Here is a 20,943-nt window from a genome sequence, read left to right on the forward strand (position 1 = left end):
CTCGTATTCTATAAATATATCCTTACGGATTTTGCTACATTACAACTTGTTTTCTGGTCACCGCATGATAACCTCTAATTATCATTGGCTTTGGTCAACTGGTATAGGTTAATACCTCCTGTAGTTTTTAACTACTTATGAAGTCTGCCGCCCAGCCAATCTACTGATTTTCGAACTCACATGCTGTATCGATTAGATAGTTTACTAATTCAGAGTAGGATTAGGTGCAGCTTTAACTCTCTAACCAATGAATACTGATACTTGCGAGGATGTTTTTAGTGATTGTAATTAGGGGCTATCATGCAGTGATCAGATTAAGACCAGTAAATTTTAATGAAAGGAGGCCATTCCAATGAAACTTTTTGTCGGTATTGACGTTAGCTCAAAAGATTTAGTAACTTCAATGATTTCTGAAGAAACAACTGAAGTTGTTTTCCATGGTAACTTTGTTAATGATTTGAAAGGCGCAACAGAATTAAAAAACATGATTATCGATACGGCGAATTCAAATCATCTCGACCAAGTTGTGATTGGCATGGAAGCCACTTCCATTTACAGCTTTCACCCAGCAATGTTTTTCCAAGAAGACTCGGACCTTAAAAAGTTCAATACACAATCCGTGGTTATCGATCCTAAGAAAACTAAGCGCTATCATGATGTCTTCGCTGAAGATAAAAATGATCAAATCGACGCTTTTTACATTGCTGACTTCCTACGTGTTGGACGCTATTCAGTAGGGATTGTTCGTCAAGAGAACTACATTGCCCTGCAACGCTTAACGCGTTCCCGATATGAGCTTGTTCAAAGCTTAGCTCGGGCTAAGCAACACTTTATTGAGAACCTATACTACAAGCTCAATAAATTAGTAATTTCTGATGAACTGAATACTTCTATCTTTGGTTCAACGATGATGAGTCTGCTAACTGAAGATATGACTACTGATGACTTACTTAATCTTTCGATTACTGATTTAGCCGATTATCTGAATGAACACGGCCGGGGTCGCTTCGCGAACCCTGAAGCCTTGGCGAAAATAATTCAAAAGGCAGTTCGTGCTTCTTATCGTTTAGACAAAGTAATTGCTAATTCAGTTGATACAGTTCTCTCCGTTTATGCCGAGGAAATTAAAGCTTTTCAGAAGATGATTAAAGACCTCGACAAAGCAATTGAGAAAGTAGTTCAAGTAACTGATGAAGAACAGATTTTGCGCTCCATTCCCGGAATTGGACCAGTATACGCTGCTGGTATTTTAGCTGAAATTGGTCAAATCGAACGATTTGATAATGAAGCTAAATTGGCTAAATATGCTGGGCTTTCCTGGCGAGAAAAGCAGTCCGGAGCTTACGCTAGTGATAATACTCCGCTCAAGAGAACTGGTAATGCTTATCTTAGATACTATTTGGTTGAAGCTGCCAACAGAGTTAGAATCCAAGATCCAGTTTTTGGTGAATATTATCGGCGTAAATATCAAGAAGTAAAGCATACCCCATCAAAACGCGCTCTCGTCCTTACCGCACGTAAACTTATTAGGGTGATTTTCTTCCTACTCAAAAATCATCAAATCTATCAGGAAAAGAGGTAATTGGTATAGGAAGATAAACTGATTCTCGACGCTTAGCTTTTAAAACACCTTGGGATCAAGGCTTATTTAAGTGCGTCAAAAATCTGGTCAAAACAAGTTTGTCAGTGATAATTTTATCTTGACTTATTACCACATGACTTTTTGTTTAACACTTAATTACTTATGTAACTAAGTATATATGTAAATGAGAGATTTGGCAAGAGGGTAAAAGAAAAAAGAACCTAAAGTCAAAATGCTTAGGTTCTTCTTACTTCTAATTATCAATAACTACTTTCGTTCCAGTTGGCACATTATATTGAATCCATGCTGCATCAGGAATAGATAGACGGATACATCCGTGTGACCCTTGATTAATTCCTAATTGACTTGCCTCATAAGGCTTGTAATTACCATAAGCGTCAGTTGGAACTGTATGGAAGAGGTAAACGCCATGATCTAAAAATGAAGTCCAGTGATTAGCTCCTTCTCCTAAACTCCGATTAAAAAAGCTATTTCCACGTTCATTTTGGATATGGAATGTACCAGTTGGGGTTGTACTTACACCATGATCATAGTAACCTGCTGTACAGTACATTGTATAAACAACATCATTATTGTTCATTAAATAAACTCGATTATTTCCAATCTTTACGTGAATCCAGAAATTATTAAGCGTCTTAAGATCTGGATATGGCGCATATTCTGATGGCTGACGATAATCAATTGGTGTCCGCATAAAATTATTTACCATCACTGGATTAGAGTAAATATCTGAATAATCCCCATTACTGGATGGATCATCGGTATAACGATGAATAAAACGAACTGTATGATGTTGAACATTATTCGGAATATCAATACTTAGCCTATAGCCAGATTCTCCACTATTAAAAATATATGGAATAGCCTTTGCAACATCTGAACGCACTAGACCTTTTTCTGCAATTTTCCATCTTGCTAATTCTTGACCATTTTCACCAAGTGCTAGCAAGTATTGATATGGTTTATTTACACTCTGATTGCTTGCATGCCAACCATTAATAGAAACCGTTGCCTTATTGACATCAATTTGATCAAAACTACCTACATTAGAACTATAATTATTGCTAATTTGATCACTATAATTGTTATTTCCTAATGGATCGGCTGAGAATCGCAAAAGAACTTGCATATTACCATTAACTAATTGTGGATCGAATTTTACTAAAGTATTGAAGCCACTATTCAAACTGTTAAATACCCCTGGATAAACTTTTGCAACGTCAGGACGAGCCGTTAATTTTACCTGTTGGCGTGCAATTTCCCTACCATTATTGAGAATAATCACATAGGCATTGGGTTGCATTAATGAATTATCATCAACCATCCAGCCGGCTACTTTTAGTCCATCCTTAGTCATTTGAACTTGATCAAGATAATTTGCCTTAGTATTTAAAATAAATGAATTCGACCAGTAATCAGTATAGGCACCTTGATCACCATTTCCCTCTAATGCGGTTGAATAACGGCTAACAACAGAATAGCTATGCCCTGATAACAACTTTACATTTGTTAAATCAAATTCAGCTTGGTAACCAGAATTACCTGCTGTCTTAATATCAGGATAAGCTTTTGCAACATCTGGACGAGTAAAGGAAGTTGCCTTGGTGACGGCCACTTGCTGATTAGCAGTTTGATCATAAAGAATAATGAAATGATTTTGCTCATACTGGGTAACATCATTCGCATGCCAGCCACTAATCTGAACGTTATTACCATCTGCGAGATTTACAGCATCTACCCATCCCTGATTGGCAAATCCTCCTCCAAATGGGGCAAACCAATAATCTATTGCATTACCATTACCAGCTGGATCATCTGTATAACGATCCACTACTTGAAGCTGGTGATTAAAGTTAAATAATGAAGCTGTTAATTTTACATCAAAGCCAGATTTCTCAGCTTGGTAAATTTCAGGATAAACCTTAGCAACGTCTGGACGAGAAATACTTTCCGTAATCCGTTGACGAGCAAGTTCACGGTTATTATTTGTTTTATCGATAACAATTATATAGTGATACTTCTTATTAGCAGTACCATTATTTGCATGCCAGCCACTTAGTTGTAACTGGTTATTCTTAACTGAAACATTATCCAAATTACCATAATTTCCATGATCAAGATTAAACGGTGTAAACCAGTAATCTATTGCATTACTATTACCATCTGGATCATCTGTATAACGGTCAACTACTTGAATACTAGGAGTAGTAGCAATAACATTAGCAAGGTCAAATTGAACATTGAAACCAGATTGAGCTGCATTGTAAATATTATGTACTACTGCAACATCATTACGTTCTACTTGCTCATTCGTAATATTCTTTCGAGCAATTTCTTGGTGTGTTTCATCGTTTAAAATAATAGTATAACGATATTTTTATTAATCGCTTTGTTAGTTGCGTGCCAGCCACTAATATTTAATTGGCCATTATTAAGACTATGATTGTCTAACCATGCATAGTTTCCTTGATCTTGCATGTCATAAATCGGTTCATTATTTGCAATTTGAGTAAATACCGCTTGAAAATTATTCATATTATCCGCAGTCTTGCTATCCCATTCACGCACAGCTTGCTCATTATTTAGCCAGACTGTTCCCCCATTAGTTGTGCTATCTTCTAGTACAACTGGTTGGTTATTATGAAACACAAACCAATAAGTATCATGAAATTCACTAGGAACAGTCTTCCCTTGGTAATGATTATAAATGGCAACAACATTGTAGTCATAATCATCATTACCTGTTTTGCTATAGCCAATTGTAGCATTTTGATTATCTTGTACTTTAGTTATGTCAAACATTGGATAATCGCCATCAATTGGCATTGAAGTTGATCCATCATACTTCTGAAAAGTCAGCCCATGTTGCTGTCCGTATTGGTTGATATAGCTATTAAGTTGTTGATCCTTAGTAGGATTCCAATTACTTTGTTGAACATTATTTTGAGGAATAACTGGTTGTTTAATTTGTTGATCTATTCCTTGCCTATTACTTTCTTGTAATTGATTTAAATTAACAGATTGTGAAATTGTATTGTTTATATCTGGATTACTATCGGCTTTTACTGTTATCCCAGTATTAACTCCAAAAACAGCGCTAATAATTATACCGATTACCCAATTTTTCTTTGCCTTATATAGTTTCTTTTTCATAAATAATTATCTCTCCTAATTCGTTTAATGGTTACGCTTTCAATCAAATTTTACAATAAAGAGAGGAGAAAAAGCTAAGAATCTTCAACCCTTATTTAAAAGCTTATAAATTATTTATACTCTGACTAATAATTAAACACTATATTTAATTGCCAAATATTTTCAACAAAAAAGGCTTAAAGTGCACGACACACCTTAAACCTTTTTCACCTATTAAGCAAATACCCGTCTGATACCTGCAATTACATTACGTTGACCATTAACAATTGGTTGAACCATTACTCTTGGTGGCCAGCTTTCAATTACTTGGTTATTACCGAGGTAAATCGCAACGTGCCAAATAGTATGGGTTCCTGGTTGATAGTAGAAGACAAGGTCCCCACGTTGCCGATCATTATATGAAACATTCATAAAGTGCGGATCAGCAAAGAGGTTTCGAGAATTCCATTCATTGCCAGGGAAGCCATGATAGATGGAACTGCATGAAGTTGGATTAATTCCACCAGCATATAGAGCTTGCATTACTAACCCAGAACAATCAACACCGTAAGCTGGAGATGAAGAACATCCTGCAAGCCATGGTTTACCCATGTATTGATATGCTTGACGAATCATTGCTTCAATATGATCTTGACGTGAAGCACCAGCACCTGCTCCAAGTGGGGCTACGTAGCTATCAATGCTTGTCCATTGATCAGCTGGAAGACCTAATGCAACCCAAGTGTTATAGTCAACCCAACCAGTTGCTGGTAAGCCATGAGCTCGTTGAACACTCATTACCCGGTAAGCATCAGCAGTAGTGTAAGTGTTATGTTGATAACCAGTCCCAATTCGATCCTTAACTAGTTGCGTCTTAATTCCTTCATAACCAGGGCCGATGTTATGACCAACGGGACCACTTGGTTGGATTTGACTATAGTTAATTTGGTACATCCATGAAGGATTTTGGTAAAGATTTAAATATTGATTAGTAAGCCATACTTGCGAATAGTTTCCTTCACCATTATCTGCGTTACTATAACGACTGACTAATTGCATAGCATCGTGAGCATATTGACCATCAATATTAAAGTCAACTGTAAATCGAGCGTTATTTGCGCCTAAGATATTACCATAAACGTTATTAATATCTGGACTGGCAACATTAGTTACTTCTTTTCGAGCGATTTCACGACCCTTACTTAAATCCCATAAGATTATAAAGTGATGAGAGTCAATCATCGATGCATCATCAGCGTGCCAACCAGAAGCAGAAATAGTTGTACCATTTTGAGTAAAATGATCTAACCATGCCTGATTATTATTTAAGTTCACATTATTGTTATACCAATAATCAATATGGTTTCCTTCCCCATTCTTGGCATCATCAGTATAACGGCTGACAAGAACAAATTGGTGACCAACCATTGCTGGAGTGATATCAAACGTTGTACTGTAGCGCGATTGACCAGCATTTTGAATGTTACCATATCCATTGCGAGCAACATCAACGCTAGGAACCACCTTTACATTTTCACGAGCAACTTCACGATTTGCCGTCTTGTCAAATAGAATAAGATAATGATTCTTTAATAGAACGGAAGCATCAGTCGCATGCCAGCCACTCACTACTACTTGTTTATTTGCACCATTAACGTGGAATTGGTCAAGGTACCCAGCTTGATTTGCATATACGTCTATTGCTTGATTATACCAATAGTCGGAATGATTTCCTTCACCATGAGTTGCATCATCAGTGTAGCGGCTAACGAGAACAAATTGATGACCGACCATTGCTGGAGTGATATCAAAGGAAGTTGTAAAACGTGCTTGATCAGCATTATTAACATCAGCAAAACCATTTTGGGCAACATCCGCACTTGCCAGTGTCTTAACAGCTTGACGAGCAATTTCATGATTTGCCGTCTTATCAAACAAGATTAGGTAATGATTAGTTAATACGGTAGATTGATCATTAGCATTCCAACCACTAACAATCACTTTGTTAGACTTATTATCAATTCTAAATTGATCGAGGTAACCGGCATTTTTGTCTTTACCTAATTTGAGAGAATTATTAAACCAGTAATCTGAACGATTTCCTTCACCATTCTTGGCATCAGAGCTGTAACGACTAACAATCGTTAATTCATCGCCTAACATTGCTGGGGTGATGGTAAAGTTAGCACTGAAACGGGAATGATCTGCATTAACAATTTCATTATAACCATTTCGTGCTACATCAGCACTTGCCAAAGTCTTAACAGCTTGACGGGTGATTTCCTTGTTCTTAGTCTTATCAAAAAGAATCAAGAAATGGTTTGGCTTGTTGACAGACTGGTCATCTGCATGCCAGCCAGAAACTTCAATATTGTTACCATTAACTTTGAAGTTATCTAAATAGGCAGCCTTAGTTTGAATCGTAGGATACCAAAAATCAGCACCACCGTTTATTTCACCGTTGGCATCATTAGTATAACGTGAAACGAAGCGAACCGAAGAAGCATTATTTAGACGATCTACTGGAATCGAAGCTTTAAAACCACCATTTTCAGAAATCGGAGCTTTAGGGTAAACCTTTTGAACATCTGGACGACTAACTGTTTCTACTTTTCCACGATATAATTCCTGATTATTATCACCATTTAAAGCAATTAAGTAATGGTCCATTCCTGTCTTATACTGGTTTGTAGCATGCCAACCGCTAACATCAATTGTATTAGCATTGTCAGTATCAGCAGTTACTGTATCGATATAACCAGCATTTACTGGTGTTTGGAAATCAATATCTGTGCCCTGTTGCTTATCAGTTGCCAAATTAGGCACCTTAATATCTGAAGGTTGAGCACCCTTGTCTACTGACTCGTTAGTTACAGCAACAGTTGGGGTTTGAGCTGGAGCAGTTGCCGTATCTGCATGCACTGTTCCACTAGCAACAGAAACTCCTGCTGCCACTGCTACTAGCGTAATCATCATCGTACACCAGTTTTTACCAGCTTTAAAAAGCTTATAGTGGCTTTTTCCTTGCATAATATTACCTGACTTTCTACAAATAAATTACTTTCACTTAAACACGTTAATTAAATCACAGGTTTAATAATTTTTAAATAGTTTTTCATTTTTTCTTCACAATTTTCAGGCAAAAAAATAAAGTACTTATGAAGAAAAAAAGCTCCATAAACACTTTATTAACTATTATAACTTCGCTGTTAACTTCACATCAGGGTACTTTTGCTTAAACCAATTTTCGGCGAATTGATTTTCAAACAAGAATAATGGCTGATCATGGATATCCTTGACTAAGATGTTTCGTGATGACGACATCTTTTCATCTAATTGGTCTGGATCAATCCACCGGGCAGTCTTAGTTCCCATTGGTTCCATCACAACTTCTGAATTATATTCATTTTGCATCCGGAACTTGAATACTTCAAATTGAAGTTGACCAACTGCACCGAGAATATAATCACCAGTAGAATAACTCCGGTAAAGCTGGACGGCCCCTTCTTGAACTAATTGATTGATTCCCTTGTGGAAGGACTTCTGTTTCATCACATTCTTGGCAGAAACACGGACAAACAGTTCTGGCGTAAATTGTGGCAACTTTTCAAATTGAATATCCTTTTTACCATTGTAAATAGAATCACCAATTTGGAAGTTTCCAGTATCATATAAACCGATAATATCACCGGCAACCGCTGTCTCAACATTTTCACGGGTATCAGCCATAAATTCAGTCACATTTGATAACCGCATTGGTTTCTTAGTCCGGGATAATGTGACATCCATCCCTCGATCAAATTCACCAGAACAAATCCGAACAAAGGCAATTCGATCACGGTGACGAGGATTCATGTTAGCCTGGATCTTAAAGACAAAACCAGAAAATTCGGGATCAAGGGGCTTAACAACATCCCCGTCCTCAGTTTTGTGGTCACTTGGTGCAGGCGCAAACTGTAAGTAGGTCTCCAAGAAAGTCTGAACTCCAAAATTAGTTAAAGCAGATCCAAAGAAGACCGGTGTTTGGTCCCCCTTGGCAATCTTTTCTTGATCGAGTTCATTACCGGCAACTTCAACTAATTCCATGCCGTCCATTGCATCTTGCCATTCACCATCACCAGCTAATGGGTTATCGCCCTTAACATTACCGTCTTCATCTAATGGTAAGTAAGGATTGTTTTCATCAGCTGGGTGCGTCAAAGCAACACGATGGTTAAAGCGGTCATAGATTCCCTTGAACTGGTGACCAGAACCGATTGGCCAGTTGATTGGGTAAGTCTCAATTCCTAATACGTCTTCAACTTCATTTAAGAGATCAAGTGGTTCACGGGCATCTCGGTCAAATTTATTCATAAAGGTAAAGATCGGAATTCCCCGCATCTTACAAATTTGGAATAACTTCTTAGTCTGCGGCTCAATCCCCTTCGCACTATCAATAACCATCACAGCAGAGTCAACCGCCATTAATGTCCGATAAGTATCTTCAGAGAAATCTTCGTGCCCTGGAGTATCCAAAATATTGATCCGCTTACCTTGGAAATCAAATTGCATAACAGATGAGGTAACAGAGATTCCCCGCTTCTTTTCAATCTCCATCCAGTCTGACTTTGCAAAATTACCGGTCTTCCGTGCTTTAACGGTCCCGGCTTCACGAACTACTCCCCCAAAAAGCAAGAGTTGTTCAGTAATCGTTGTTTTCCCGGCATCCGGGTGAGAAATAATGGCAAACGTACGCCGTTTATTAACTGCTTCAGCAAGTTCTTTTGGTGACATTAATTTTTTCCTTTCCTTATTTTATTCTCGTGAAATATCTCTACTATATTATTACAATTTTTTATGAAAGTCTATTCTTAAAAAAGTTACAGAAAGTTTAAAGTATTGAGATATATTTGAACTTAGGATTAATTTTCTGCTATATTAATAAAGTTAGAACTTATTTTTATTGAGGTACTTAGTATATGGATAATAACAATAACAACGAATCGCGGGAACATTACCGTAAACGGATGGAAGAACGTATCCAACGTGACGTTAATGAACGCAAGCGGCGAGAACGCGAGGAAGCACACAACAGACGTGAAAATCGTTTGCGACGAGAAGAAGAACAATCGTCACCCGATTATCAACCGCCAAAAAAGCATCACTACCGAACGCCAAATTGGGTGCGCGCTTTAATTGGGTTATTAATTTGTCTAGTAGTGGCCGGCGGATTTTACGAATATCATAAAGTTCACTCAGTTGCCAAAGGGGTGTTTGGCGCTGGTGATGGAAAAATTAGTAAAAAGTTACAAAAAGGTGAACCAGTTTCCGTCCTGGCCATGGGAACAGATGTCGGTGCTTTAGATCGTGGTAACAAGGGTGGTAATACTGACTCTTTGGAACTATTTACTATTAATCCGAAAAAGAAAACAATTACTATGACTAGTATTCCTCGTGATATCCTAGTACGTGTTGAAACTAGTGATGGCCCTGATTACGTTAAAATCAACGCTGCTTATTCAATCAATGGGCCAAAGCAAACCGTAAAGCAAGTATCAGAATTACTTGATGTACCGATTGATTACTATGCGGTTATTAACATGGGAGTTCTCGAAAAAGTTGTTAATTCCGTTGGCGGAGTCGAGGTTGATAACCCATTTGCCTTTGACTACGAAGGCCACCACTTCAAGAAAGGTAAACAACACCTCAACGGAGCAAATGCGTTGAAGTATTCCCGGATGCGGTATGATGATCCAAATAATGATTACGGTCGTCAAAAACGGCAACAACAAATTCTAAAGAGCGTTATTAATAAGTTCAAGGCTTCAGGTTCAATTGGGGCAGCTAACAAGATTTTAGATGCTGTTGGGGATGGCGTTAAGACTAATATTCCAATTGATGATATTGCGACCTTGTATGGTAATTACCATGGCGCAATGAACAATGTTAAGACCTACCATTTCCAAGGACAAAACGCAACGATCGAAGGAGTCTCTTTCCAGATTGCCAGTCCTAAAGAAATCAATCGGGTTTCAAAACTGGTACGAGCTCAACTTGACTTAAAGGCTAAGAACGTTGTTAATCACGAAACGAAGATGTACAAGTCACAACCACACTATAATGGTTACAATGAAACAGACTTTATCCTTCCTGGTGGTGCCAGTTACAATGATCCTGGTAGTGGTAATGGAAGTGATGAAGTTATTGGCAGCTCTCGTTCATCCCGACGGAGTACAAATGAGACTGAATCATCTTCAGCATACACAGCGGGTAACAATGAAAGCTACAGTGAATCTCGAGCAGTTCCGGCAACTGGAAACCAAACACCGACTGCTCCTATCCAGCATCATTATTCTACCCCTCAATACCACACTTATAATGGTTATCATTCAACTTATACTCACCCAACATATGGCAATCATTATGGATATACACATCGGTATTATTAATAAAAAAGCATTTTCGCAAGTGAAGACGAAAATGCTTTTTTATTATTCAGTTTTATTTTTATCAACAGGATGTTCAATTCGATAAATATCAAAGAAGTATTCACAAACAGTCTTGATAACGGCATAGAATGGAATGCATAAAATCATTCCTCCGATTCCAGCAATATGGCCCGCAGCAAGTAATAACATAATGATTGTTAATGGGTGAATCTGAAGCGTCTTCCCGATGATATTAGGATAAACAATATTTCCATCAACTTGTTGAACAACGATCACCACCACAATTACCCAAATGATCTTATTTGGTGCCATCGTTAAAGCAACAAATAATGCTGGTGCAATCCCGATATAAGGTCCGATATATGGAATGATATTAGTCAAACCAGCAACAATTCCGAGAACAATTGCCAGCGGCTGGCCAATAATAACGTAACCAATTGAGGTAAATACACCGACAAATAAACATTCAATCATTTGCCCAGAAATATAGGAAGATAGAGTTGAATTCATTTTCCCAAGCAAGTCATTTACTTCTTTTGCATGGTGGGGAGAAAGCCATTTTTGAATACTTGGAATAAGTTTAGACCCATCCTTAAGCATATAAAATAGCATTACCGGAACAGTAATTGTTACCACTGTCACGTTCGTCAGCATTCCAATAATATCCCCGACCCGCGTTGATAGGCCTTGCAAAACTTTTTGCGCATATCCTGCTAGTTGGTGATCAAATTGCCGATAATATGCATTTAGATCCACGTTTCGCAAGAATGAGTGCTCAATTGTATCATTAATAAGGTGTTGAATTCCTGTGACCGTCTGCGGCATGTTACGTACTAATGTTGAAATTTCCTTTACAACTGGTGGAATTAACATGGCAATTCCACCAACAACAATTACGATCAATAAAAGTACGATTAATAAGCTAGCAATTCCACGATTCATATGAAAACGCCCAATTTTGATCTTCATAAAAAGCTTTAAGACTGGGTTTAGCATATAATATAGGAATCCAGAAATAATCAATGGAACAAAAACTACTGAGATAAATGTTAAAAACGGCTGAAAAATAAACTGAATTTTTGTACACATCCAGATTAGAGTTGCCACTGTTAGTAATAGCAATGGCCAAAACAGCCAATGATAAAATTTTTGCTTAGACATTTAAGTTTTCCTCTCAAAAATAAAATCTACCTAAAATTGTACAATAAATTTAGGTAGATTTGTTTAAATTATTAAACTTCAGAAGGGTTAGCTAATTTCATCCACTCTTCTTTATTTAAATAAAAGATAGAACGGTCTCGGTCATCACCGGTATACTGCCATCCAGTTATTTGTTTGAAAGCCCCTGAATTTACATTCATGTCTGGAACAGTCCATGAATGCCAGTTCATAGATGGATATTTTGCTACCCATAATCCACAATCATTAGCACAGTTAGCAACCTGATTAAGTGCAGATTCTTGAACATAAATAAGTGGCCATACATTGGTAAGACGATGAACTTCATCAACAAATTGTCTTGCCCAATTGGTGTTTCCCCAGGCAGGATTTTGGCCTTGTTCCCAATCAAGAATTAAAATACTTTGACCTACGTAGTTCTTAATACTATTTATAAAGTATTGAGCTTCTGTAACAGGATTACCTCCACCAGCATAATGATATAGCCCTGTTAACTTTCCCTCCTGTTTAGCAAGATTATATTGATGATTACATTTAGGATTAACATAATAAGTTCCCTGAGTTGCCTTAACAATTACACCTTGTGCATAGGAATCACTAATTATGCTATCATCACTGCCAGAATAAACATCGACTGTATAGAGAGGAGATGCATTTATGTTGTTTATTGTTTCTACAGTGATTAGATTACCAGCGTCGTTAACTAAGTAATCATGACTGTATTGGTCACTATAATTTTGGTTAGCATCATCACCAGCAAACCGCATAATTACTTTAAGGGTGCCGTTTACCTTAGCTGGATCCACCTTAAATTCACCGTTAAAGCCACTCTTTTGCGAGTTGTAAATGCTTGGATAAACTTTAGCTACGTCGGGACGGTCAGTTAGTTCGACCTTCGTTCTGGCAACTTCTTGGCCATTATTCAATAAAATAAGGTAAGCATTAGGCTTGTTAATTGATTGGTCACTAGCCATCCATCCTTTAACACTGTAGCCACTATCTGTTTTAGTAAAGCTATCAATATAAGAAGCCTGCTGATTTAAAGTAATTGGTGCTGACCACCAATCAGTGTATTTACTTTGTCTATTATCCCCATTGCCTCCATCTAATGTAGAATAACGGCTAACGATTGAGTAACTGTGGTTAGGGATAAGAACCACAGAACCAAAGTTAACATCAAATCCAGACTGACCTGCCGTCTGCACATTGGGATAAACCTTGGCTACATCTGGTCGAGTAACATTCGCAACCTTAATTGTCTTTACTTGAGTCTTATTCGTATTATCAAATAAAATTAGGTAGTGGTTATTTTCAATTTGTGAATAGTCAGTAGCGTGCCATCCACTAACAGTTAATTGACCATTACTAAGATTAAAGGAGTCAAGATTTCCTTGGTTACTGGTATTACCTGACATAAATTTTTTAGGTGCAAACCAATAATCAACCCGGTTGCCTTCACCATTAGCAGCATCGCTATAGCGACTGATAATTTGTAATTCGTGATTAAAGTCAATCCCAGCTAACGAAAAAGCTGTATTAAACCCTGAAGCTTTAGCATTAATAACCTGTGGATACACTTTAGCAACATCAGGACGTTCTGTAGCTTCAATTTTGTTCCGGGCAATTTCGCGTCCCGTTGTTCGATCAAATAAGATGACATAATGATTAGTTTTACCTAAAGCCTGATTTGTCGCATTCCAACCAGAGACTTGAAGCTGATTATTGGCAACACTAAAATTATCGAGATAAGCATAATTTCCCCTATCAAGATTAATTGGTTGTGACCAATTATCAACATGATTCCCTTCACCATTAGCGGCATCACTATAACGACTAACAATGTGAATCTGGTCATCAACGCTCTTAACCTTGCTCCAGTCCAGATTATTCATCGTTGCTTGGTAACCGGAATCCTTAGCGTTGACCACATCCGGATAAGCCTTGGCAACATCAGGACGCGCTACATTTCCGGTTACCGATGTACGACCTAATTCAGTATTAGTAGTACTATCATAAGCCACTAAATAACGATTCTCTTTGCCAGCGGCCTGATTGGTTGCTTGCCAGCCACTAACATGCAAGTCATTATTATTAACAACTTGAGCAGAATCAAGGTAGCCGTAGTTCCCGTTATCCTTTGCTTGAGCAGCCTTTTCTTGACTAGCTAGCTCTGCATTGGCATCGCCAGTAGTAGGATTAGTAGTTTTAACTACCGGTACATTATCAACCGGCGTATCAGCTTTTACGTTTGTATTTCCCAATACTAATCCCGCTGAAACAGCCGCAACAGCTAAAGCCATTGCACACCAATTTTTACCATCTTTGTATAATTTATAGTGTTTCTTTATTTCCATTGTTATCTCCCTATAAGTTAGAAATATCACTATTAAAGATACCACAAAAATGATTACAGTTTTATTAAGATTTAAATTATTTCCATAAATTTATTAAGGGCTGTTTGCCAATCAATAATCTCAAAGCCAGTATCTTCTGCCTTCTTCAAGCTCATAACTGAATGGCGAGGGCGGTAAGCTTTGGCCGGATATGCTGAAGAATCAACAGGAGCGACTTCAACATCTTTATCCTTTAAGATCTCGGTAGCGAATTCGTACCAGGAACAACTATTTTCATTAGATAGCTGGTAGGTACCGAATGGCTGATCATGATCGACTAAGTAAGTCATAAATTCTGCCAGGGTTCTAGTCCAGGTTGGCCGACCAAATTGATCGTTAACGACAGTGAGCTGATCATGGTCTTTGGCAAGACGAATCATTGTGTATACAAAGTTCTTGCCATATTTACCAAAGACCCAGGATGTCCGAATGATGTAGTAATCAGTTAAGATTTCTTGGATTGCTTTTTCACCGGCAAGTTTAGCTTTACCATATTCATTCCGTGGATTAGTGGGCGCATCAACTTCATACTCGCCTTCATTGGTCCCATCAAAGACATAATCGGTACTGATGTAAACCATCTTAGCGCCAACTTTTTTAGCGGCCTCGGCAACATTGCGCGTACCATCGGCGTTTACTTGCCAATTGAGGTCTTTAGCAACATCTTCCGCGTTATCAACGGCGGTATAAGCAGCACAATGATAGATTACTTCCGGCTTAAGCGCACTAATCTTTTCATTTACAACAACTTGATCAGTGATATCCATTTGGTTAGAATCAAAAGCGTCATATGCACCCCCGCGTTCATCCAATAAATTACGTAATTCGGAGCCAAGTTGACCATTGGCACCAGTAATTAAAATTTTTGTCATTTGTTTTCTCCTTAATTAAAGCTAATTAATGATATAATCAGTTTGACAACAGCTCTCAATATTTTTCCATGTCATCCATCTGTTGTCCTTAAAGTAAGAGTCGTGCATTCCTTAAACTTCGGGAATAACACGACTCTTTTTATCTTTTATTGACCGTTTTTCGCATACTTCGCTTCAACTGCGGCTTTCTCGTCCTTCCACCAATCTTGGTGTTCCGTATACCAATCAATCGTGTGTTGTAAGCCGGTCTTGAAGTCAGTAAATTCGGGCTGCCAACCGAGTTCAGTCCGGAGCTTCGTGGCATCAATGGCATAACGCAAATCGTGGCCGGGACGATCCTTGACATGGTCATAAGCATCTTTAGGTTGGCCCATTAACTCTAAGATCATTTCGAGAACTTCCTTGTTGTTCTTCTCGCCATCGGCCCCGATGAGGTAAGTCTCACCGATCTTTCCCTTGGTCAAAATATCCCAAACCGCCCGCGAATGATCATTAGTGTGAATCCAGTCCCGCACATTCTTACCGGATCCATAAAGCTTGGGGCGAATACCGCTCAAGATATTAGTAATCTGACGGGGAATGAACTTTTCAATGTGTTGGTAAGGGCCATAGTTATTGGAACAATTGGAAATCGTCGCCTGTAAACCAAATGACCGGACCCAGGCCCGCACTAACAAGTCAGAGCTAGCCTTGGATGAAGAGTAAGGACTTGATGGTCGGTATGGTGATTCAGGAGTAAACTTTTCTCCTTTCCCTTCACCATGACCGGGTAAGTCTTCCCGCAACGGTAAATCCCCATATACTTCATCCGTTGAAATATGGTGGTAACGGACGTCATATTTGCGACAAGCATTGATTAAAACTGAAGTCCCAACAATGTTAGTTTGGATGAACGGGGTTGGGTCAATCAACGAATTGTCATTGTGACTTTCCGCGGCATAATGCACAACTGCATCAGCTTTGCTTACTAATTTATCAACTAAATCCTTATCACAAATATCGCCAACTACGAGCTCAACTTTATCCTTTGGCAAGCCATCAAGATTGGCCGGATTACCAGCATAAGTCAGTTTATCTAAAACCGTAATGTGCTCAACTTCCGGGTGGTGGTTAACAACATAGTGAACAAAGTTGGAACCGATAAAACCGGCTCCCCCGGTAACAATAATATTTTTAAAAGTTTCCATAGCGACCTCGCTTAAATTTCACCATAAACAAAGGGGTTGTCTTTTTCAAATTCAGTTAAGGTTGGTTGTGCAGCATCCTTTTCGGAAGTAATAGCCTTATCAAATTCAATTGGCCAGTCAATGTTTAGTTCCGGCGTCTTAAAGGAAATTCCGCCATCAGCTTCTGCATCATAATAGTTATCACACTTATAAACAAAGTTAACGTTATCAGTTAGAGTCAAGAAGCCATGAGCAAATCCCCGGGGAACTAATAGTTGACGGTGGTTACTTGCGGATAAGATATAACCTTCCCATTGCTTGTATGTTGGTGAACCCTTCCGTAAGTCAACAATCACATCAAGAACAGCACCGGTAACTACCCGGATTAACTTTGTTTGGGCTGCTTTCCCCCGTTGGAAGTGTAAGCCACGAAGGACACCAGCATGCGTAGAAAGGGACTGGTTATCTTGAATAAAGTTAAAGTCAATCCCAGCTGCCTTGAAGTCACGATCAGAGTAAGTTTCTTCAAAGAAACCCCGGTGATCACCAAAGACGGCCGGCGTAATAATTTTGACGTCTTGTAATTTTGTTGTTTGAACGTTTAATTTTCCCATTACTTGTTCACTCCTAGTCCTGTTGTGCTAACCGTAATAAGTATTGACCATAGTCATTCTTCTTTAATGGTTGAGCAAGTTCAACTAACTGGTCCTTATTAATGTAACCCATCCGATAAGCAATTTCTTCTAAGGAAGCCACTTTTAAGTTTTGCCGCTTTTCAATCGTGGCGATGAAATTGGCTGCTTCAAGCATTGAATCGTGCGTACCTGTATCTAACCAGGCATAGCCACGACCCATTAACTTAACATCAAGCTTGCCTTGACGCAGGTATTCCTTGTTAACATCAGTAATCTCAAGTTCGCCCCGATCCGATGGCTTGATGTTTTTTGCAATATCAACTACTTGATTATCATAGAAGTAAAGACCAGTCACCGCATAATTACTCTTAGGATGAGCCGGCTTTTCTTCAATCGATAAGGCATGCATCTGGTCATCAAAATCAACCACGCCAAAACGTTCTGGATCATTGACATGGTAACCAAAGACCGTGGCGCCATCAGTTTTTTTCGCTGCTGATTGAACCAATTCAGACAGACCAGCTCCATAATAGATATTGTCTCCTAAAATCAAACAAACACTATCGTCACCAATAAAATCTTCGCCGAGAATAAAGGCTTCGGCGAGTCCATTTGGCTTTTCTTGAACTTTATAAGAGAAGTTTAGTCCTAAATTGGTCCCATCCCCTAAAAGTTCTTGAAAAAGGGGCATATATTCTGGAGTAGAAATCACCAAAATATCCCGAATTCCGGCCAGCATCAAAGTCGACAAAGGATAGTAAATCATCGGCTTATCATAAACCGGAATCAATTGTTTTGAAATACCACGCGTAATTGGATAGAGGCGGGTTCCTGACCCACCAGCTAAAATTATTCCTTTCATAGTGGCCTCCTTATGATTAACAAAAATCCTTTCTTATTTTAACACAAGTAATTGAACAATGTTTTTATATTAAAAATTCGCTCTAGGTTTCTATATAAAATAAGCAGCACCTACATTTAAAGTACTGCTTAGCTATAAACGATAAATTAATATAGATTTTGTGGTAACTTAATAGCATCAAACCAGAAATCAGTACGATTACCCTCACCATTGTTTGCATCACTATAGCGGGAAACCACTTGGATCTCATGTCCAATTAAACTACTATCTAATTTAAATGCTGCTTTGAAACCAGATTTAGCAGAGTTATAGATTGACGGATATGCTTTTTGAACATCAGGTCGGTCTAAGTTAGTTACTTGTTGACGTGCAATTTCACGGTGAGTTGTAGCATCATAAAGGATAACAAAGTGATTCTTTTGATTATAACTTTGATCAGCGGCTTGCCAGCCAGTTACCCTTACTTCACCATTCTTTACAACAAAGCTGTCAAGAAATCCTTGATTGTTGCTTGGGACAGTGGTAGGAGCAAACCATGCATCAGTACGATTACCTTCACCATTATTTGCATCACTATAGCGGGAAATTACTTGTAACTGATGTCCCGCGTAAGCTGCTCTATTAAAGTCAAAGGTAACATCAAAGCCAGACTTTCCAGCATTAGCAATGTTTGGATAAGCTCGTTGAACGTCAGGGCGACTGACATTACTTACTTGTTTACGAGCAATTTCTTGATGAGTGGTAGCATCGTAAAGAATCACAAAATGATTTTGTTCCTTAACACTTGCATCAGCAGCTTGCCAACCACTAACATGAACTTGGTTATCTGAAATCTCAACCTTATCTAAATATGACTGGTTCGCATTAAACGTTTTTGGTGCAAACCAATAATCAACATAATTGCCTTCACCATTAGCAACATTACTGTAACGAGAAATTACTTGAATATTATCACCAATCAACGCCGGACTAATGTTTACTTGAAGGTTAAATCCTGATTTACCAGCATTGTAAACATTGTAGACCTTGGCAACATCATTACGAATTGCGGAATTAACTTCATATCGACCTAACTCCCGGTTTTTAGTGGCATCATAAAGGATAATAAAATGATGATCCTTGCCAACAGATTGATCAGTTGCATGCCAACCACTAATATTAAGAGTATTAGTAGCAGTATCAATATTGAAATTGTCAAGATAACCAGCATTGGTATTAAGATTTACCGAATTAAACCATAAATCGTCTCCACCATTTGGTTCCCCATTAGTATTCTTAGTATAACGAGAAACAACTTGAATTGCCTTACCTGCAAAATTAGCAGAGTTTGGAACAGTTAAGCTAAAACCACCCCAACCAGAAATCTTGGCATTTGGATAAACGTTTTGGACATCTTGCCGGTAAGTACCAGGAACTTCTTGACGATATAATTCTTGCTTAGTATTACCATCAAGTAGAATGATAAAGTGATGCATACTTTGATCATAATTATTAGTAGCGTGCCAGCCTTCAACTTTAAGGTTATTTCCTTGAACAGAAACATTATCAATATGACCAGTATTGATGTTGTCATTAAAAGCTTCTTGGTCCCAAGCAGTTAAATTATATTGTTGGATTACACGATTAAGTGTAGTAGTATAGCTAGGATCAGTCGCATACCCGTCCTGTCGAATTAAGCGAGTGACTGTTTGATAATCTTTCTGACCAATTAAATTACTGTAACGGCTATTTTCTTTTAAGAAACGCCCATGATCGACAATACTTTCATAATTTGACGGATATGCACGGAAAGCATCATTTATTTGAACATACCGACCACCATAATACTCATAAGTCGGCATTGTAACTGATTGTCCATTATAAGAGCCTTTGATCCCAAACAAGTTATGACCCTGAGTAGTTAAAGCAGATTGCCCCCAACCACTTTCAATAATAGCTTGAGCACCAGTCAATGATGGCAAGACTCCAAATTGCTTCCAGCCATCAACGGCTCCTTGGTGGATACTTTCTAAAAATTGTACGTTACGAGCAGAAAGCCCATTAGTGTTAATGTTACCAGTCCCACTAACGGTCGTTGAAGTAGTTCCATTTTCTGGATCAGCTTGGGTATTACTTATTTGATTCGTTGACACATTAGGCTGAGTATCAACTGCTGGTGTATTAGCGACATTTTGTGCATTCTCCGCGCTAATATCAACAGCTCCTTTATTAGGATCTGTATTAGCAGTCTGCTCAGCGGCATGAGTCTGAACAGCTTGGGCAGTCATCAAAACAACATTAGCATTTTGATAATTACTACTTTGTTGATTGTCACTGGTTTGTGTAGTAGTGACCGCTGTATTAGCAGTAACATTGGCATCATCAGCATGTGCATTTCCTTGGAAGAAAACTAATGAAGCCCCAAATGTAAAGATTACTGGTAATACAATGCGAAACTGATTGTTTTTTGAGTTACTATCACTTGCCATAATTTAAGATATACCTTTCCCTTTTATATAGTCGTTTTTTAGTTTACCACTCTTAAATTACAAAAAGATTACAAGTAAGTTTTAAGTGGGTTACTTGTAATCTTTTGCCATAATATATAAATTATCTCTAAAATTAACCTATAATTATAAAATATATTAAAATCAATTATTAGATAATTTTTAGCTTTTGGATTGGTTTTGCTTA

The 20,943-nt window shown here is 38.1% G+C and carries 13 protein-coding genes; 2 read left to right on the plus strand and 11 right to left on the minus strand.

All coding sequences use genetic code 11. From position 1 onward, the window contains the following. The first annotated feature begins 352 nt into the window (after window positions 1–352). Entirely contained in the window at window positions 353–1,582 is a 1,230-nt protein-coding gene (locus tag LMB56_RS09395) for an IS110 family RNA-guided transposase (protein ID WP_229282092.1), read from the plus strand. 253 nt (window positions 1,583–1,835) lie between these two features. On the opposite strand, the gene LMB56_RS09400 is transcribed toward LMB56_RS09395, so the two are convergent. From LMB56_RS09400 to LMB56_RS09415, 4 genes are all read right to left on the minus strand, one after another. Next, window positions 1,836–3,698: a L,D-transpeptidase gene (locus LMB56_RS09400; protein ID WP_229284229.1), complete on the minus strand. Its 1,863-nt coding sequence runs from the start codon at window positions 3,696–3,698 to the stop codon at window positions 1,836–1,838. Between the two features lie 257 nt (window positions 3,699–3,955). After that, window positions 3,956–4,756: a DUF4767 domain-containing protein gene (locus tag LMB56_RS09405; protein ID WP_229284228.1), complete on the minus strand. Its 801-nt coding sequence runs from the start codon at window positions 4,754–4,756 to the stop codon at window positions 3,956–3,958. Between the two features lie 213 nt (window positions 4,757–4,969). Next, a complete protein-coding gene (locus LMB56_RS09410) occupies window positions 4,970–7,765 on the minus strand; it encodes an NlpC/P60 family protein (RefSeq protein WP_229284227.1) in 2,796 nt (931 codons plus the stop codon). A 165-nt stretch (window positions 7,766–7,930) separates the two neighbouring features. Then, the gene (locus LMB56_RS09415) at window positions 7,931–9,508 is read right to left on the minus strand and encodes a peptide chain release factor 3 (protein WP_065867945.1); all 1,578 of its coding nucleotides are present in this window, start codon (window positions 9,506–9,508) and stop codon (window positions 7,931–7,933) included. A 185-nt stretch (window positions 9,509–9,693) separates the two neighbouring features. Between LMB56_RS09415 and LMB56_RS09420 the strand changes: the two genes are divergently transcribed. After that, the gene (locus tag LMB56_RS09420; protein ID WP_229284226.1) at window positions 9,694–11,163 is read left to right on the plus strand and encodes an LCP family protein; all 1,470 of its coding nucleotides are present in this window, start codon (window positions 9,694–9,696) and stop codon (window positions 11,161–11,163) included. Between the two features lie 42 nt (window positions 11,164–11,205). Here LMB56_RS09420 and LMB56_RS09425 read toward each other — a convergent pair whose 3' ends face one another. From LMB56_RS09425 to LMB56_RS09455, 7 genes are all read right to left on the minus strand, one after another. Next, complete coding sequence (locus tag LMB56_RS09425) at window positions 11,206–12,324, minus strand: AI-2E family transporter (protein WP_229277487.1); 1,119 nt, start codon at window positions 12,322–12,324, stop codon at window positions 11,206–11,208. A 71-nt stretch (window positions 12,325–12,395) separates the two neighbouring features. Next, complete coding sequence (locus tag LMB56_RS09430) at window positions 12,396–14,696, minus strand: GH25 family lysozyme (RefSeq protein WP_229284225.1); 2,301 nt, start codon at window positions 14,694–14,696, stop codon at window positions 12,396–12,398. Window positions 14,697–14,767: 71 nt separating this feature from the next. Continuing rightward, window positions 14,768–15,607: a dTDP-4-dehydrorhamnose reductase gene (gene rfbD, locus LMB56_RS09435; protein ID WP_229284224.1), complete on the minus strand. Its 840-nt coding sequence runs from the start codon at window positions 15,605–15,607 to the stop codon at window positions 14,768–14,770. A gap of 146 nt (window positions 15,608–15,753) precedes the next feature. Next, the gene (gene rfbB / locus LMB56_RS09440) at window positions 15,754–16,794 is read right to left on the minus strand and encodes a dTDP-glucose 4,6-dehydratase (RefSeq protein WP_229279757.1); all 1,041 of its coding nucleotides are present in this window, start codon (window positions 16,792–16,794) and stop codon (window positions 15,754–15,756) included. 11 nt (window positions 16,795–16,805) lie between these two features. Then, entirely contained in the window at window positions 16,806–17,387 is a 582-nt protein-coding gene (rfbC, locus tag LMB56_RS09445) for a dTDP-4-dehydrorhamnose 3,5-epimerase (RefSeq protein WP_003670616.1), read from the minus strand. A gap of 13 nt (window positions 17,388–17,400) precedes the next feature. Then, entirely contained in the window at window positions 17,401–18,270 is an 870-nt protein-coding gene (gene rfbA / locus LMB56_RS09450) for a glucose-1-phosphate thymidylyltransferase RfbA (RefSeq protein ID WP_152718276.1), read from the minus strand. A gap of 146 nt (window positions 18,271–18,416) precedes the next feature. After that, the gene (locus LMB56_RS09455; protein ID WP_229279758.1) at window positions 18,417–20,738 is read right to left on the minus strand and encodes a glycoside hydrolase family 73 protein; all 2,322 of its coding nucleotides are present in this window, start codon (window positions 20,736–20,738) and stop codon (window positions 18,417–18,419) included. Between the last annotated feature and the right edge of the window lie 205 nt (window positions 20,739–20,943).

It is taken from the genome of Limosilactobacillus reuteri (assembly GCF_020785355.1).
In the GTDB taxonomy this organism is placed as follows: Bacteria; Bacillota; Bacilli; order Lactobacillales; family Lactobacillaceae; genus Limosilactobacillus; species Limosilactobacillus reuteri_I.

What these genes read in the sequence shown, in the direction of transcription:
- rfbB (WP_229279757.1), bottom strand. Translation starts at nt 16,794, where the DNA reads ATGGAAACTTTTAAAAATATTATTGTTACCGGGGGAGCCGGTTTTATC.
- LMB56_RS09420 (WP_229284226.1), top strand. Translation starts at nt 9,694, where the DNA reads ATGGATAATAACAATAACAACGAATCGCGGGAACATTACCGTAAACGG.
- LMB56_RS09425 (WP_229277487.1), bottom strand. Translation starts at nt 12,324, where the DNA reads ATGTCTAAGCAAAAATTTTATCATTGGCTGTTTTGGCCATTGCTATTA.
- LMB56_RS09405 (WP_229284228.1), bottom strand. Translation starts at nt 4,756, where the DNA reads ATGAAAAAGAAACTATATAAGGCAAAGAAAAATTGGGTAATCGGTATA.
- LMB56_RS09410 (WP_229284227.1), bottom strand. Translation starts at nt 7,765, where the DNA reads ATGCAAGGAAAAAGCCACTATAAGCTTTTTAAAGCTGGTAAAAACTGG.
- LMB56_RS09415 (WP_065867945.1), bottom strand. Translation starts at nt 9,508, where the DNA reads ATGTCACCAAAAGAACTTGCTGAAGCAGTTAATAAACGGCGTACGTTT.
- LMB56_RS09455 (WP_229279758.1), bottom strand. Translation starts at nt 20,738, where the DNA reads ATGGCAAGTGATAGTAACTCAAAAAACAATCAGTTTCGCATTGTATTA.
- LMB56_RS09430 (WP_229284225.1), bottom strand. Translation starts at nt 14,696, where the DNA reads ATGGAAATAAAGAAACACTATAAATTATACAAAGATGGTAAAAATTGG.
- rfbA (WP_152718276.1), bottom strand. Translation starts at nt 18,270, where the DNA reads ATGAAAGGAATAATTTTAGCTGGTGGGTCAGGAACCCGCCTCTATCCA.
- rfbC (WP_003670616.1), bottom strand. Translation starts at nt 17,387, where the DNA reads ATGGGAAAATTAAACGTTCAAACAACAAAATTACAAGACGTCAAAATT.
- rfbD (WP_229284224.1), bottom strand. Translation starts at nt 15,607, where the DNA reads ATGACAAAAATTTTAATTACTGGTGCCAATGGTCAACTTGGCTCCGAA.
- LMB56_RS09395 (WP_229282092.1), top strand. Translation starts at nt 353, where the DNA reads ATGAAACTTTTTGTCGGTATTGACGTTAGCTCAAAAGATTTAGTAACT.